The sequence below is a fragment of the Paenibacillus baimaensis genome, from assembly GCF_025567575.1.
The window spans coordinates 1-17439 of record NZ_JAOQIO010000095.1 but is presented as its reverse complement, the minus strand read 5'-3'; the positions used below and the strand labels follow the sequence as shown (position 1 = coordinate 17439).

Below are 17439 nucleotides of genomic sequence, written 5' to 3'. Positions count from 1 at the left end.
TAGTTCGTTATTCTTATGGGTAGCGATACCTGGAAGAACACTTATAGGAGGATCAAAATGATAGGTTGGCTTCGTCCAAAAAAACAAACAAGCAAGGTTTCTGAAGGGCGAGAGCTCAACACAGAAACTGATTTACAACCTGTCATGAATGATGGTGCTGTGGCTACGAAGGCGGAAAAGGTTATCATTGAGCAGCGTTTTGACATTACCCAGCCGATTCTTACCGTATCGGGAGTAGAGCGTTCCTTTCCCGTTGGAGGCAGTCAACTGCATGTACTCAAAGGCATCAACATGTCCCTTTATCCGCTGCAGCTCGTCATGCTCAAAGGCCGTTCAGGCTCAGGTAAAACAACACTGTTGAATTTGATCGGAGGGCTGGATCAGCCTAATACGGGTGAGATTATGTTTCTTAACCATCCGTTTCATCGCTGCAGTGACGATCAGCGCACACAGATTCGTCGTAAGGAGATCGGTTTTATTTTTCAATCGTACGCCTTGATGCCCTTGCTTTCTGCCTGGGAAAATGTTGAACTGGCGCTGCGTATGGCAGGGGTTCCGCGATCAGAATGGAAGCAGCGAGCTGCCCATTGCCTGGATCTGGTAGGTCTTTCCAAACGTATGCATCACCGTCCTTTCGAGTTATCGGGAGGCGAGCAGCAGCGTGTGGCTATTGCCAAAGCGATAGCGCATAAACCTTCTCTGTTGTTGGCCGACGAACCGACAGCAGAGCTGGATTCCCAGATGGGTGCACAGGTGATGGCGGTGTTTCGTGACATTATTACGACCGAACAAGTAACGATATGTATGACGACACACGATCCGACAATTATGGAGGTTGCCGACCATGTATTCGAAATGGTGGATGGAAAATTTATCAGCACGTAGTCTGTCCGTGCGGCCTGTCGCAATCGCTTGTTTAGCGGCTGTGCTAGTGCTTGTATCGGGCTGCTCCTTGCTGCCGAAGGAGGATGAAGAGGAGAAGCTGCCGGTCATAACAGCTCCCAAGCTATCCAAAAAACCGGAGTACATCGTGAAAACCGATACACTGGAAACCAAGGTGCACGGTTCTGGCAAGCTGATGGCTACTCAGGAGGAAGATCTGTACTTTACCGATGAAGCCAGCCGCAGAATCAAGAGTGTTCTGGTGAAGAGCGGTGACAAGGTGGAGCAAGGTCAGATTATTGCCGAGCTTGATGTGACGGAGCAGGAGAGCCAGCTGAAGCAGAAGCGTCTGCAAACACGCAAGGATGAGCTTGTTATGATCGAAACCTTGCGCAAAGCCGACGAAATGACTGTGGAGTCGCTGGAGCAGGCAAAAATCGATTTTGAACTGAAACGTGAGGAATTGAACAAGCTGGAAAACACAATTGCCAAGGCGAAACTGACGGCACCCTATGCCGGTACGATTGTTTCTGTATTTCTGAAAAAGGGTGACACCGCACAAGCGTATGATGCCGTTGCCACGATTGCTGATTTGTCTCAACTGACTGTTGTCGGGAGCTTAAGTGCTGATGATTTGAAAAAGGTCGCGGTCGGCATGGAGGTTGTCGTGGACATTAATGCTGCAGGTCAGCACAAAGGAAAAGTACTACAGCTGCCTAATCCTAAAGTAGATACAGGTAATGGCGGCGTTGGTGGTCAGGGAAGCAATGGGCAGCCGAAGACGCCGGATACGATTGACAATTATTTGGTTGTACAGCTGGATCCTTTTCCGCAAGGACTGAATCGGGGTACACGGCTCAGTGTGTCCGTCATCATCCAGCGCAAGGAAAAGGCAGTCACGATTCCTTTATCTACCTTACGTTCTTATTCGGGACGAAACTATGTGCAGTTGGTAGACGAGCAGGGTAACAAAAAAGAAGTGGATGTAGAGATTGGCCAGCAAACATCGACGGATGTGGAAATTCTTAAGGGACTAACGCCGGGGCAGAAAGTTGTGGGTCGATAATGTCGATACCGATGCTTCGGTTTTTATACCGCAAGATGTGGAACACGCGCTGGCTAACCTTAAGCTCACTGCTCGGCTTGATCATGGCTGTTGCTTTTACGACAAGCATACCGATGTATGCCGATGGATCCTTGAAGCGTGTGGTCAGCAAATCGCTGGAAGAGAAGAGCAATGGACTACCGGCAGGCTCACTGCTAATTCGTTATCAGGCAACGGGGAGTGAGAAAGCGGATCTGGATGCACTTGCCGACGTGGATCAATACATCCAAACCGAACTTCCTAAGGACGTTGCCTTTCCTAATCAGGCCTATGTCCGCAGCTATTCGATCCGATCCTCCCAATTGGCACCCGATAACCCCCAAACCGTGGATCCGAGCAAAAAACGCCAGATGACCTTGATGTCACAAAGCGGTTTGAAGGAGCAAATCGAGATCGTACAGGGACAATGGTATGCGGATCAGATTCAAAACGGTATCGTTGAAGCTGTTATTCTGGAAGAAGCGATGTTCCGTAACGATATGCATATCGGTGATGTATTCAATTATCCGATTAGCGGGGGTTTAGGCATCGCACCGCTCAAGATCAAGATAGTGGGTACGGTCAAAGCGGGCAAGGAAGGCGATCCGTATTGGTTTCAAGGCATGGAGGGGTTGGTTAACACCCTCTTCATGAGCGAGCAGTCATTTCAAACCTACATACTTCAACAGAAAAAAATTCCGCTCAATTTGGCCAATTGGTATTATGCTTTTGACCTACGGGAGATTCAGACAAGTCAATTGTCTCCGCTGCAAAATAAACTGGAGCGTCTGGATATCACCTTGTTTCAAAAGCTGAAAAATACACGGGTCGATTTATCGTTTATTCCTATTCTGCAGGAGTTCAGATCGCAGAGTCTGCAGCTGCAAATTTTGCTATTTACATTAGCTGCACCCATGATTGCGATGGTTTTTTATTACATTGTGATGAATGCGCGTCAATCTCTGGATCGGCAGCGCAGCGTAATTGCTGTTCTCCGAAGCCGGGGCGGCAGTACCCGACAAATTATTGGCATCTATTTGCTTGAAGGGTTTCTGCTGGGGGTGACTGCGTTAATCGTAGGTCCTATGCTTGGCTGGTTCATGGCCAAGAGCATAGGCTCCTCCAGCGGCTTTCTAACCTTCGTTGACCGCCAAGCGGTACCGGTAGGTGTCTCGACCGAAGCTTTGCTGTACGGGTGCGCGGCTGTCTTCATAGCGATCCTGGCCAGCGTTATACCGGCCATTGTATATGCACGCTCCTCTATTGTCAGCTATAAGCAGAAGCTGGCTCGTGCCGACCGGTCGCCATTTTGGCAAAAATGGTTTCTGGATGTGGGATTGATCGCTTTAGTAGGTTATGGTTACTACTTGTTCGACCAGCGGCAGCTGCTCACGGCTCAAACAGGACTTACTACCGATCAATTACAGGTGCATCCGTTGCTGTTTTTTGTACCGGCCTTATCGATTATTTCCTTGGGATTATTTTTTCTGCGGCTGTTTCCGTGGTTGCTCCGCTTATGGAGCTGGATAGGCAAGCGATTCCTGCCGGTGCCGATTTATTTGACGTTGACGCAACTGTCACGTTCGGCCGGGTCTTATTACCCGCTGATGCTGCTGCTCATTTTGACCCTGGGGCTTGGTGTGTACAATGCATCGGCGGCCAGAACCATCGATTTGAACTCCACGGATCGCACTCTGTATGCCTATGGTACGGATGTGATTGTGCAGGCGGTCTGGACTGGAGTATCCGATGAGCTTCCACAGGATCAAAGTGCAGGTCAAAATGGTGGAAACAGCGGAAGTGGGGCCGGTGGCTCCCAGGGAAACGGTGGCTCTCCAGGTGGCGGTAATAGTGGTTCCGGCCAACAGGGCGGAGGCGCACCCGGTGGTGCTGGCAGTGGCATGGAAGGACCTCCTCCCAAGCTGCGATATGTGGAGCCTCCATTCATTGTTTTTCAGCAGACGGAAGGCATCGACCACGCAGCACGAGTGTTACGGACCAAAGGTAATGTCGTGGTTTCGGGAAAATCGTTAGGGCAAGGCATGTTGATGGGAATCGACAACGTGGATTTTGCCAAAGTCGCCTGGTTTCGCAAGGACTTGTTCAAGGCGCATCCCAACGCCTACCTGAATCTGCTTGGCACGTATGAGCAGGCTGTCATTATTCCGACGTCCTTTGCCGAGAAGAATCACATTAAGGAAGGGGACATCATTAATATTTCCATTCAACAGCAGCAGGTGGAGTTTGTCGTTGTTGCCACGGTTCCTTATTGGCCAAGTCAATATCCGGATCAAACCCCATTTTTCATTGCTAATCTGGAATACATTTATGATCAGGCCCCGATTGTTCCTTATGAGGTGTGGTTAAAAATGAAGGACGGTGCGAAGGTTACACCCATTGTCGAAGCACTGACAGCCAAACAGATTGAAATTGCCAGTGTCAAAGACGTGCGCAACGAACTGATTATCCAGAAAAAGCATCCATCCCGTGGTGGCGTATTTGGCATTTTGAGTCTTGGATTTCTGGTTTCCGTGCTTGTGTCGTTAATCGGTTATATCCTGTATTGGTTTTTCAATCTTTCCAGCAGAGTTGTGCAGTTTGGCGTACTACGGGCGATGGGACTCTCTCGTAGACAGCTAACGGGAATGCTTTTGTTGGAGCAGGGCTTTACAGCAGGGCTGTCTATCGCCCTCGGTATAGGAATTGGGAAGCTGACCAGTTATTTATTCCTGCCCTTCTTGCAGACGGCAGAAAACGTGCAGACCCAGGTTCCACCGTTCCGTGTAGTATTTAATGCCCGTGATACCGATCAGTTATATATTGTCGTGGCATTCATGATGCTGACGGGTGCTGCACTGTTGTTCCTGCATATACGCAGGCTGCGTGTTCATCAAGCTGTGAAGCTGGGAGAGGAGAAATAAGCGATGATCAGCTGTGAAGAGCTTGTCAAAATATACAAAACCGACGAGATCGAGGTCGTCGCTCTCAAAGGTCTTAATATTTCTGTTGCTAGTGGCGAAATGATGGCGATAATCGGCAACAGCGGCAGTGGTAAGTCCACATTGCTGAATATTTTAGGAGGTCTTGACCGTCCATCGGCAGGGCAGGTTCAGGTTGGAGAATGGAATTTGCTGAAAATCACTGACGAGGAGCTTGTCCAATACAAGCGTAAAACCGTCGGATTCATTTGGCAGAATAACGCCCGCAATCTGGTTCCTTACCTGACCGCGCTGGAAAACGTCGAAATGCCGATGATGCTGAGTGGTCAATACGATAGAGCCTACGCCAAGCAGCTGCTGGAATGGGTTGGCCTCAAGGAGCGAATGGGAAATAAGCTGCAGCAGCTCTCTGGAGGCGAGCAGCAGCGGGTAGCGATTGCGATTTCCTTATCCAACAAACCGACACTGCTGCTGGCGGATGAACCAACGGGCTCAGTCGATACACGAACCTCGGATATGATCATGGATATTTTTCGAAAGCTGAACCGCGAGCTGGGGGTTACGATTGTTATTGTAACTCATGATATGGAGCTCGCCAGCAAGGTGGATCGTGTTGTAGCAATTCGCGATGGGATGACCAGCACGGAGTTTATTAAGCGCAATCCGAATCTGGATGAGGCCGGATCTGAAGTTTCTTCTGGCTTACATTCGATGCAGGATGTGCATGAGGAATATGTCGTGCTGGATCGCGCCGGACGGCTGCAAATCCCGAAGGCCTATTTACAGGCACTGAAAATTGATAGCAAGGCGTCAATGGAGTTTGATGGGGAGAAGATCATTATTCGCCCTCCTAAGAGTTTGTCCTGATGTATTTCGATGACTTCATGCGTCTTCATTATATACACATAAATCATAAGTGCTTCAAACAACTACATAAGGCAATTACATAAGGACAACCACAGCAAGCCAAATTTAAGCAACAACTATTACAAAGGGGGATTTTAGTTAATGAAACCATGGGTTAAGCAAGCTATGCTGCTGTCCATATGTGCGGGACTTACGATTCCGCTGCTGGCGGCCTGCACAAAAATGCCGGGGGCATCGGACAAGACGGAGCGGGTTCTACGAATCGCAACGACAATGGGCGGTAGCGAGGATGAATATTTCCGCCAGCAATTTACGGAGATCTTTGAGTATGCCAATCCTAATATCAAGCTGGAAATCGTATCAACCATAGACGAGAGCGCTAGATATGGCCGGCCGGATCCAAGTAAAAAGCAGGTCGATCCACTCGATAAGCTCAAGGAAGTCATGCAGGGTGACAATCCGCCCGATGTGGTCATGGTCGGTTATGACCAGTTGCCTGAACTGATCAGCAACAACTTGCTGACTCAGCTTGATCCGATGATTACCAAGGACAAGTTCGATACCTCCGATATGGTTCCTGCTGTCATCGAAGGTTTGAAAAAATCAGGGGATGGCAAGCTGTATGCTTTGGCCCCAACCTTTAACTCCTCTGCGCTTGTCTATAACAAAAAAATGTTTGATGAAGCCGGAGTAGCCTATCCCAAAGACAAAATGACGTGGGAGGAAGCTTTTGATCTGGGAAGACGCTTGGGTAAAGGCGAGGGTGAAAACCGCAAATACGGATTTTCCTTCTCGACCCAATCAATGGGCGACTTGTTCTATTCGATCCAGATGTACACAGCTCCTCTTCAGCTAAGGATGTACGATGAGAAGGGCGATAAAATGACGGTCGATACTGATCAATGGGAAAAGATCTGGAAAACGATGCTGCAGCTGAAAAAGGATAAAGTGCTGCCTGAACAGCTCGATCAGGCAGCCATGAGAGCTAAAATGTCGAATCCGGGTGGTGCCGATTTTAACCCATTTCAGTACGACGATTTTTTATCTGGACGTGTGGCGATGTCGATCATTAACTATGGTCAACTGAGTCAAATTACGAACGCCAATAAAAGTGCCCAGAATGTTAAGAGCTTTTCGCCAATTGATTGGGATGTCGTCACCTTACCGGTTCATCCTGAGGCTCCCGATGTAGGTGGATATATGAGTATGAACGGGATTATGGGAGTCAATGCCAAAGCTCAGAACGTAGATGATGCATGGAAGTTTATCAAATTCATCAATAGCGAAGATTGGGCACGCCTGAAAGCAAACAGCTCTTATAATATCGTTACTCGCAAAAAATACATTAAGCCCAAAGACGGTGTGCAATTCCACATTGAAGCCTTTACAACCTTGACACCTGCACCACAGCCTGATAACAAGGTTTATCGCGACAAACCGAATATTTACCAGGTCCAGGATATTGGTCGTCGTTTGTTCGAAGACGCATCACAGGACAAGATTCAAATCAGGGATGCTCTGAAAAAATGGCAAACCGACGGCGACGCCATGCTGCAGCAAATGAAGGATAATCCTAATGGACCTATTGGCACGATGAACGCTGTTCCAATGATGAGATAAGGTTTTCCTATGGAAAACCTAACAACGCTAACGAAGTCAGTTTTCCTTAGGAAAACACAGAATTTGCTTACGAAGTCAGTTTTCCTACGGAAAACTCAGCAACGCTTACGAAGATAGTTTTCCTACGGAAAACTCTAAGGAGGGTAACCCCATCATGATCATGATTAAACAATCCACCGCCATCCTGCTGTTGTCAGCCGTTGTCACCTTAAGTACGGTTGTTCCTGCCTTTGCGGCAGATAACGGCACAACGCCGCCGTCCAGCAGCAGCGCCATTCTGACTACCGGATCGGCCCCTGCGCTCGGTACGGTAGAGATTCAGGGAGGCAGCTACTTCGAGCTGAAGAATGTGACGATGCTGACAGAGCAAAGCGGCAAGACGGTTTCCTTTACTTTGAGTGTCCATAATACAACGAGCACTGATCTGCTTTTTATCGACTATTGGGTACGCATGCGGACGCAATCAGGCAATCAAATCTCTGTTAGGGTACTGCCGCAGGATAAAGATAAAAATCGGATAACGCCGCAATCGGTACAGGATATCAGCTTTTATGCATCAGTTAATGAAACGACCGAGCTCAGCGATCTTGTGTTTGAAGTGATCAAATGGGACTTTTCGCAGCCGAATTTTGAGCGAAAGATAGGGGAGGTTGCGGTTCCCGCTGGGTATTCGGTGGTTACACCTGTGAATGAATCCCATACGATTAATATGGCTGGTACTGAGGTTAAAGGCTCGATAAAAAAAGTGTTTATGACCAAAAATGAAAAGAATTACTCCCCTACCGTTGTGTTAAACATGGAAAATATAGGAAATCGAACAGCGGTTGTGCCTGCATACCAGTTTTTGCTGCGCACAAGTGAGGGTTATATGTACCCATTGGACGCGAAGAGCTTAAAGGATTTATCGATTAATCCACAAATCAAAAAAGAAATCGAATTAACGGGCTCTGTCCCAATCACGGTTAGCACGGAAGGCTGGCAGCTTGTCATTATTCAGAACGCAGCGGATTTGAAGCTGAACCTGCCAATTGCCTACTTCCAGCTGCCTGCTGTGTCTGCTCCTGACAGCGTCGATGCGGGAACGGAATATCATTTTACGAACAAAGCGGGTACGTATACCTCCAAGCTGAATTCCTTTCAGCGCCTGCCTTGGGAAGATCAGGATATTTTGACAGCGAATTTTACGCTGCTTAATCAAGGCGTTGAGGCTCTGCCGATACCGGATTTGGTAGGCTACTATTTACTGGATGATAACGTCAAAGTAGAAGCCAAGCTGATTAAGACGGACAAAATGATCGGGCTCCCCAAAGGGAGTGAGGCGAATTTTCAGTTTATAGGAAAAATGCCTTATACGTATGAGTTTTCTACAATTAAGCTCGTACTTGAGGAGAAAACCAGCGATACCGAGAAGGAAGAGCTGCTAAAATTTGCACAAAGCTCCGAACTGCTCAATATGCCTTACATTAATGTCGGGGATATGTACAAAAAAGCTATTGTGGGCCGAAGCGCCAGCTACAAAGTGCTTGGTGTGAATACCTATACAGGGGATACGGCCGATGTTTTTACCGTACAGATGGAAGCAACGAATCTCGAGAAGCGTTCTACGGACGTATCCAAGCTTGTCGCGCAATTTAAAACGATCGACGGCTCCGTTTATCCTGCTGCCATTTCAGAAATCAAAAATAAGGTAGGTCCGGGCGGCTCCGCTCTGTTGTTTGTATCCAGCACGCTGCCGAAAACTTTCCCGACAACGAACATGCATGTCATGATCGGTGAGGCGGTAACCGAGGACAAGTATACGGAAAAAGAAGCCAAACCGGATGCTTATGTGAATGCCGCAGCATTTTGGTTGCCTAATGAGAACTTTACTGCGAAGGACGATTTTGAAAAAATCGATCTGTTTCCGTATACACTTCATGTCGGCGGCGTGAATACGTGGCTCAACCGAGACGAACTCAGACTGACATTCGATTATGAGCTGACCAAAAACCTGCGGATCGAATCGAATACCGAGGGACGCAAGCTTATTTTTGGTTTTGAGGATGAGAAGGGCAACAAGACATTTACGAAAGAGTTTGATTTTAAGGACTTTGATGGTAAAAGCTCAGACTCCAGTGCTGCAGCAGGCGCCGTCTCCTCAGATCCGGCAGTCAATGATGATAAGATCAGACTGGGCAAAAAGGAAAAATTCCGGATTACAGAGCGTGATGCGGACCTGATTTTCCATCTGGATACATTAAAGACGTACAAGCTCAGCATCTATGATTCTTTTCAGGGTCAAAAGAAGCTGTTAGCCAGCAAGAAGATCGATTGGTTTACAACAACGGATTAATTGGGGTTTAAGGGTCAAAAGCCAAACCGTCCAACAGCATGTAGAGCAGGCTGGTCAGGGCGGTTTTTGGGTTTTTTCAATTATGAACGATTTGTTAAATATTCTCAAAACTATTGACAGTTTTTTCAAAAGGACTTAATGTTATTATCGTTAACAACATTGTTAATGATATCAACGATGATTTAAGGAGATTGCTATGAAATCGCCACAACTGTCCTTTGAAGACTTGAAAACAAACATAAGCAATCATATGTCGCTATCCTTTGAGTCAGAAGGGTTCAGTCCTTTGGTTGGCAAGATTTTTGCCCAATTACTGTTTGCCTCAAGCCCCATGAGTCTTCAGGAGATAGCGGAGAATCTGGGTGTTACCAAAGCTGCAATCAGTGTACAGGCGCGGACTCTGGAAAAGCATATGATGTGTCACAAGCTGCCGACCAGCAGCAATCGTAAGGATTATTACTACATAAGCGATGATTTCAGCATGACTACCGTACAAATCATGATCATGAAGATAGGTGATATTCAGAAGATGATTGAATCTACCCTAGATGCATTTTCAAATTTGTCTGAATTGGAGGAGTCGGATAAACCTTCACACCATGCCTCCAAACGCCGTTTTTTGGAAATGCAAGCCCTTCATGAAATCCTATTGGCACGGTTGGATGGCTTGGAGGAGGAATGGAAAGTTCGGCGGGAGCAGCTTTTTTTGAATCTTGACTAGGCGGGGGATAGGGTTAAAGTGCTGATTTCATGACATTTGTCACCTTACATAATCAGGCCTCGAAGCTATACTAAGGAAATGTGGGCTTAAAATGAAGGGATAGCTGGAAGCATGACGTCTAAGAAGTCAGCCAATGTATATGGAGGAGTAGAGAGATGAATAAGTTGACCGAATTTTCAATGAAAAATATTACGGCTGTCATTATTATTACGCTGCTGCTGTTAGGAGGCGGTATTTACACAGCAACAACCTTGAAGGTAGAGAGCTTTCCGGATATTTCGTTTCCGGTTGTATTGATCAACACCCAATATACGGCTCCCCCCATGGATGTTCTCGATGACATTACCAAGCCTCTGGAAAAAGCGATTTCCAGCCTGGATGGAATCAAGAATTTGACTTCTACCTCAAGCGATAACTTTTCATCCATTGTTATCGAGCTGGAGCAGGATAAAAAGCCTGACGATGTTAAAAAAGATGTGGAAAGCTTAATCTCTAATGTTATTCTTCCTCAATCTTCGGAAAAACCTAAAGTGCAGACCCTCGGTTTTGCCTCTGAGCCGGTATACTACATATCCGTTTACGGAACGAATGGAATGAGTCAGCAGGATCTTGATAAGGTGTACAAAGATGTTATTCTACCAGGTTATGAATCGATCAAAGGGATCGACCACGTAGATTCCATCGGTAACCAGGAAGCTGTACTGACGATGAAAATGGATGCCAATGCGATCAGTAACTATGGATTATCGCCGGACCAGGTATCCAGCAGCATTAAGGCGGCTTTGCAGACGAGTCCTGCAGGCTCCGTAGACTTTAACGGAAATACACAAATGGTTCGTGTAAAAACTGACTTGAACAGTGTTTATAATCTGGAGAATATGAAGATCACGACCCCCTCCGGTACCACACTGCTGCTTAAAGAGCTTGCCAAGATTGAAGCTATTAATGAAGCGACCTTTTTATCCCGTCTGAATGGCCAGCCTGCCATTGGTGTCAATTTGTTCAAAACCAAAAACGCCAATGCGGTTGAATTTGGTGCTGCTGCCGACAAATTGATGGATGGTTGGAAAACACAATATCCGAACATCGTTTTCCATACGATTTATAACAGTGCCGTAGATATCAAGCATTCGATCAATGGTATGGTGCAGGAAGGCGCATTGGGTGCTGTATTGGCCTCACTGATGATTTTGCTTTTCTTGAGAAACGTACGTATGACACTGATTGTACTTGTATCGATTCCGTTATCTATCATAGTAACGCTCCTGTTCATGGGACCACTCGGTATTTCCCTGAATATCATGACACTTGGAGGCATGGCCATAGCCATCGGCCGGGTCGTCGACGATAGTATCGTGGTTATCGAGAATATATACAGTGAACTGGAGAAAGCGCAGCAGCGCAATGAATCGGTTATCAAGATTGCAACTGCGCAGGTTGCCTCGGCAATTACCTCATCTACGATCACTACAGTTGGTGTTTTTGGTCCTATTGCCTTTGTAAGCGGGGTGTTAGGTGAAGTATTCCGACCTTTTGCCATTACACTGGCTGTAGCTCTAATGTCCTCCTTGATTGTCGCTTTGACGATCATCCCGATGCTAGCCAAGCTGTTGGTTATGAACAGTAAAATCAAGACCCACGATGAAGCTGACTCTCTGGGTGCATTTTCCAGATTGTACAAAAAAACTTTGATCTGGTCATTAGGTAATAGTTGGAAAACATTGCTTCTAGCCTTTATTTTATTCATTGTAACGATTGTTTCCACAGTACCTTATCTATCCACATCGTTCATGCCGGAAAGCGATTCGGAGAAGCTGATGCAATTCTCGATAAAAATGCCGCGTGAAACGACGATAGAAACAATGGATGCGAAGGTCAAGGAAATTGAAGCCATGGTTCGTGAATCCAAGGATTCCAAAGGCGAACCGACTTTTGATTATTTTGAGTCGCTGATCGGCTATAACAACGGAACAGACCGGATTGCTTATCGTTCATCGTTCTTTGCTTCCGCTTCGAAGGCATCTAATGCCAAAGACGTTGTTAAGGAATTCAAAGAAAAAATTCTGTATACTTTGCCAAAAGGCTCAGAAGTGGATGGCTCTGCATTGTCTGCTGGCGGACCTCCTTCATCGGATACAGACTTCTCCTATGCACTTAAAGGAGATGATCTGAAAAGCTTGCAGGTAGCATCAGAAAGTGTTAAAGCCAAAATGAGAGAGTTCCCTGAGCTAATAGAAATTAAAGATACACTCAGTGAATCCAAGACAGAGGTAGAGATCAACGTTGATCAAAACAAAGCCCGTCTGTACGGCTTATCCTCGGCACAAATTACGAATACAGTTCGAGGCTGGCTGATTGAAGAGAAGATCGGGGATTTGAAATTTGACAATACAACCTTTAAAACCAAAATTATGCTGGATAAATCATTCAAAAATTCGGTTGACAAAATAGGAAGCTTCCCAATCAAAACGACTACAGGCGTTACAGTTAATCTCAATGAGATTGCCAAGATCCGACAAATTGATGCTCCGGTCGCTATTACTCGCGAGAAGGAAGAGCAAATCGTGAAGGTCAATGCCAAAATTGATAGCCCTGATAAAGGCGGTATTAGTGCCAAAATCAGTGAAGCACTCAAAACTGTAGAGCTTCCAAGTGATGTTAGAACCGAAGTTAAGGGTGTAACTGACGATATTGAAACCAGTTTCCAGCAAATGTTCATCGCCATGGGGGCATCGATCTTTATCGTATACCTGGTAATGGTGCTGGCATTCGGTAATGCGAGTGCACCACTAGCGATTCTTGTTTCGTTGCCGCTTGCCGCTATCGGAGGGCTGCTCGGACTGTTTGTTACCCATGAATCTGTTAATATTACTTCCTTGATCGGCTTCCTGATGCTCATCGGTGTCGTGGTTACGAATGCGATCGTGCTTGTGGATCGAGTGCAGCAGTTGAGGGAGAGTGGTCATTCAGTTCGCGATTCGCTGGTTGAAGCGGGTACGACACGTCTGAGACCGATCATCATGACAGCTGGAGCGACGATTCTGGCCTTGATGCCGCTCGGAGTGGGACTTTCCAAAGGAACGATTATTTCCAAGGGTCTCGCAGTTGTAGTTATCGGAGGCTTAACGACTTCGACGCTGCTTACCTTGCTGATTGTCCCGATTGTATACGCCATGCTCGCTCGCTTTAATGACAGAATGGCTCGTTGGTTCAAGAAGAAAGATCATGATGCCAACGATACGCAAGTTAAAACAGCTTCGATAACACATTAACCATACAGAGATATTGAAAGGGAGAATCGGCCAATGAACTTTACAATGATCAATACCGTCAAAAAAAGTACAAAAGTAGTAGGAGTCGTTATCTTGAGCACGGCGATCATGGCGGGTTGCACGAAGCCAGCAGCGCCTCCACAACAGCCAGCAGCCGCTGAATCCATCATCAAAACCGTCAAGGTAGCCAATGTAGAGAAGAAATCGATCGGTGCCCCGCTGGAGCAGGTAGCAGACGTTGTTTCCTCTATACAAATGGATATCGTCACAAAAGTAGGCGGTGACGTCCAGGAAATTTATAAAAAACGCGGCGATATGGTTCAAAAGGGCGAGCTTCTTGTAAAGCTTGACCCTACCGATGTTGAGCTGCAAAAGCAAAAGGGCGTGCTGGGCGTGAAAAGCGCGGGTCAGCAGCTGACAAAAGCGAAGGAAGATCTGGTCAACTCTAAGATCGATTTGCAAAATGCAGTTACGAAAACCGAGCAAGCCGTCAAGGATGCAGAGAAAAATTTCAGTAAGGCCCGCAATGACTATGATCTGGGTCTGCTCACAAAATTTCAGTTAGATCAAGCAGAGACGCAATTAAATAACCTGAAGCTGGATTTGGAAAGTGCGAAGAACAAGCTAAACACTATCGAAACAACGAACTCCTTGTCCCAGCTCGAAACTCAGGTAGAATCGTCTAATCTGAGCATTCGTGAAGCAGATCGCACGCTGAACAATCTGGAGCTGAAAGCACCAGTGAGCGGTGTGCTTACCGAACTGCCGATAGAAGTGGGAATGAGCTTGACCGCCGGCTTTAAAGCTGCTCAGGTGCAGCAGCTGGATCCGATCAAGATCAAAGCTGAATTAACGGAGGCTTCTGCGCAGCTGGTTCGTGGCAAGACAGAGTTGACCTTTTATGTACCAGGCACCACTGAAAAGCTGAAGGGCAAGGTCAGCTACTTAGCCGATGTAATGAGCTCACAGTCCAAATCGTATCCATTAGAACTTGAAATCGCGAATGCCGATACCAAGCTTAAGCCAGGCAACAAGGTGCAGATCCTTCTGACTGAAGAGAAGGACGAAATCGTTATTACGGTTCCAACGTTAAGTGTGGTTCGCGAAGGCGGAGATACTTCCGTATTTATACTTGTTGGAGATGTTGCCGAGAAACGTAAAGTACAGCTGGGGCGTCTGAATGAGACAGTTCAGGAAGTCATTTCAGGTATAAAAGAAGGCGAGCAATTGATCGTTTCCGGTCAGAACCAACTGAAAGACAAAGAAAAAGTACAACTAGCGAAATAATCTGGCTAACTGGAGGAAATAAAAGTGAAAATGAATTGGAAAAAAACAGCGGTATCCGTCCTTATTACATCATCTCTTATGACATCAAGCTACTCGGCAATGGCCGCTGAATTGGCAGGAACGCAGTCAGGAACACCTGCTGCAGTTACCTATCAGCTGACGAACAGCTTAAGCGTTGATATCAAAACCGTCCTGAACGAGCGTGTGGACGGCGGAACCCGTGTGGGAGTAGTCGTACGCATGAAAAATACCGGAGCCGCCATTGCGCGTGTTCCGGAGTATGAGCTTCGTGTGAAAACAATCGAAGGCGTTGAATATATACTGCAATCAAGTGCATCCAATCCACGTTCCATTCAACCTAAGGCAACGACAGAATTAAGCTATTTGGCTGTAATTGATCGTACCGATACGGTTACACTATCAGAAGCGAATTGGACAGATGTGGACTATTATGTGTATCCCAAAACCGAAACGCGAATTCTTGCCATTCCTATCAGCGGCCAATCCTGGAAGGGCAGCGATATGAAAATTACGGACCCCGCTTCAGTGAAGAAATGGGGCGAGAAGTTCAAAATTCCTTCTTTGACTTCACCACTTGAGTACACACCTGTAAGCATCGACAAAGAAGTAACAGATAAAGGCACGATTCAAGTGCTGCAGCTGCTTGTGACCAACCCGACAGATCAGCGCGAGACCCTTCCTGATTTCATTATCGATGGTAAGACGTCGTCCAAAGTGTTTGAGGGGCAAAAGGTTGTAGAAGACGCGGCGGGACCTACAACGGCTGTTACGGGCCAACAGGTACCTGTTACAGTGAATGCTGGTACCTCAGCATCCGGTAGCGGAACTGCAGATGCTGCAGCATCTGAGGGTACAACCAATACCGGCGGTGCTGAAGGGACAGGGTCGTCCACTGATAACTCAACTTCTACTACACCGGCTTCAGGTACTGCTGCATCGGATAGTTCTCAAGCGCAATCGTATTATGGGAAAAAGGTTGAGCAAGGGGAGGTTATTCTGGAAGCGAGAGAGCAAAAGTATATCCACTTTGCTATTTCTACGAATAATGATACCGTCCTTTCCAGTATCAATGTACTGACTCCGGAAAAATTCTCACAGGCTAGTGCAACTGGTGTTCCAACCGTTGTTACCTATAATGTGGGCCGACTTAATATTTTGCTGCCTAGCACGGCTGCAAGAGTTGCTTATCCTGCCTACAAATTGGGCAATCCGATGACTTTCGATGCTTTGAGTGAGCTGATTCATCCGAATCTTGAGGTGTCGGTTGTTGAGTTTCACATTGATGACAACACGGATGAAGGCTCCAAGAATGTCACATCGAAGTTCAGGATTTTAAACAGAAGCGATGTTCCAATGGCAGTTCCTGTATTCCAAACCGAGCTTCTCAGCACGGATGGTTATACTTACAGCGGCAATCGTCAAACAGTATCCACGCAAAGAATTTTACCTAACTCGGGATTAGTTGTTAGCTATTCTTACACACTGCCACAGTCCGAGAGCGGTAAGGACCTGGTATTGAAAATTAACGATATGGTGAAAGCAGCTCCCTACAAAACGAACATCGCTGCTTATAGCATGGAGATTCAGCCGGCAGAAACAGAAGAGAAATTCAGCGTGTATCCGTTCGATGCCAAAGTCACCTATTGGACGATTACACCGACTTATAATCGTACAGGCAATAATAGCTATTCCTACAAAACCCGCTTTAATCTTGATTTGACGAGACAGGAACAAATTCAGATCGATGCCAGCTTCTCCAAGCTGCAATTCGAGCTTTATGATTCGGTAGATCGTTTGATCGGTACGGTATCAGGTAGCTTTACTGGAACGAATCGTCTGGTTAGCGGAGAAAACAACCTTATCTTTGATGCAACAACGGAGCAATTGGATCGTCCATTAACGATCCGTCTCTATGAAGCATTCACTACACCTGCAGGAGTTTCAAAGCGTCTGCTGGGTGTTTACAAGCAATAGGCACTGACTTTAGAACTGTATCTATCTTTATATAATGATGTAAAAGCCTTGATAACCACTTATCTGAAGTGGGGATCAGGGCTTTTTGCTATAGGTCTGAACATAATACCGTATTTTTTTGAGATAAGGATGGCTTATTTGGGTTATGCTACAGGCTAGTAGGCTATTTTATTACAGGTAGGGTGATCATCGTGAACTGGGTATATTGGGTCAAGCTGTACGAGAGTAAATTTCAGGCTGGATGCTTAGCCAAACGAATGGAAGAGGACTGGTGGATCTATGGTTACGAATGTCCGCAGGAGGTGGAAGTGTTCCGATCACAAAAGGGTCGCTTCGGTGTACGCTATCTCTTGTAAGCTATTTTTAAATAGTTCTTGACTTTTCTTTTGGAATTATTGTAGAATAGAAAACGTCGCTAAGAGAGCAAGAGCATCATTAAC

Annotated in this window: 11 protein-coding genes; all 11 read left to right on the top strand. The window is 46.5% G+C overall.

The genetic code is table 11. From position 1 onward, the window contains the following. Window positions 1–57: 57 nt before the first annotated feature. Window positions 58–885 (top strand): ABC transporter ATP-binding protein, encoded by an 828-nt coding sequence (locus tag OB236_RS26295; RefSeq protein ID WP_408638518.1) that lies wholly within the window; start codon window positions 58–60, stop codon window positions 883–885. After that, entirely contained in the window at window positions 845–1948 is a 1104-nt protein-coding gene (locus OB236_RS26290) for an efflux RND transporter periplasmic adaptor subunit (protein ID WP_262686634.1), read from the top strand. The genes OB236_RS26295 and OB236_RS26290 overlap by 41 nt, the downstream gene beginning before the upstream one ends. Then, window positions 1948–4887 carry an ABC transporter permease gene (locus tag OB236_RS26285; RefSeq protein WP_262686633.1) on the top strand — a complete coding sequence of 980 codons (2940 nt, stop codon included), beginning with the start codon at window positions 1948–1950 and terminating at the stop codon, window positions 4885–4887. Before OB236_RS26290 ends, OB236_RS26285 begins: the two co-directional genes overlap by 1 nt. Window positions 4888–4890: 3 nt before the next feature. Further along, on the top strand, window positions 4891–5772 hold the full coding sequence (locus OB236_RS26280) for an ABC transporter ATP-binding protein (protein WP_076227280.1): 882 nt from the start codon (window positions 4891–4893) through the stop codon (window positions 5770–5772). Window positions 5773–5913: 141 nt separating this feature from the next. Next, the gene (locus OB236_RS26275) at window positions 5914–7392 is read left to right on the top strand and encodes an ABC transporter substrate-binding protein (protein WP_262686632.1); all 1479 of its coding nucleotides are present in this window, start codon (window positions 5914–5916) and stop codon (window positions 7390–7392) included. A 154-nt stretch (window positions 7393–7546) separates the two neighbouring features. Continuing rightward, window positions 7547–9724 carry a hypothetical protein gene (locus OB236_RS26270; RefSeq protein WP_262686631.1) on the top strand — a complete coding sequence of 726 codons (2178 nt, stop codon included), beginning with the start codon at window positions 7547–7549 and terminating at the stop codon, window positions 9722–9724. Between the two features lie 196 nt (window positions 9725–9920). Continuing rightward, entirely contained in the window at window positions 9921–10445 is a 525-nt protein-coding gene (locus tag OB236_RS26265; RefSeq protein ID WP_262686630.1) for a GbsR/MarR family transcriptional regulator, read from the top strand. A gap of 155 nt (window positions 10446–10600) precedes the next feature. Next, window positions 10601–13717, top strand: a complete 3117-nt coding sequence (locus OB236_RS26260) for an efflux RND transporter permease subunit (protein ID WP_262686629.1) — start codon at window positions 10601–10603, stop codon at window positions 13715–13717. Window positions 13718–13750: 33 nt separating this feature from the next. Next, the gene (locus tag OB236_RS26255; protein WP_262686628.1) at window positions 13751–15004 is read left to right on the top strand and encodes an efflux RND transporter periplasmic adaptor subunit; all 1254 of its coding nucleotides are present in this window, start codon (window positions 13751–13753) and stop codon (window positions 15002–15004) included. A 30-nt stretch (window positions 15005–15034) separates the two neighbouring features. Continuing rightward, window positions 15035–16999 carry a hypothetical protein gene (locus OB236_RS26250; RefSeq protein ID WP_262686889.1) on the top strand — a complete coding sequence of 655 codons (1965 nt, stop codon included), beginning with the start codon at window positions 15035–15037 and terminating at the stop codon, window positions 16997–16999. Between the two features lie 191 nt (window positions 17000–17190). Then, window positions 17191–17355: a hypothetical protein gene (locus tag OB236_RS26245; protein WP_177237841.1), complete on the top strand. Its 165-nt coding sequence runs from the start codon at window positions 17191–17193 to the stop codon at window positions 17353–17355. Window positions 17356–17439 lie beyond the last annotated feature (84 nt).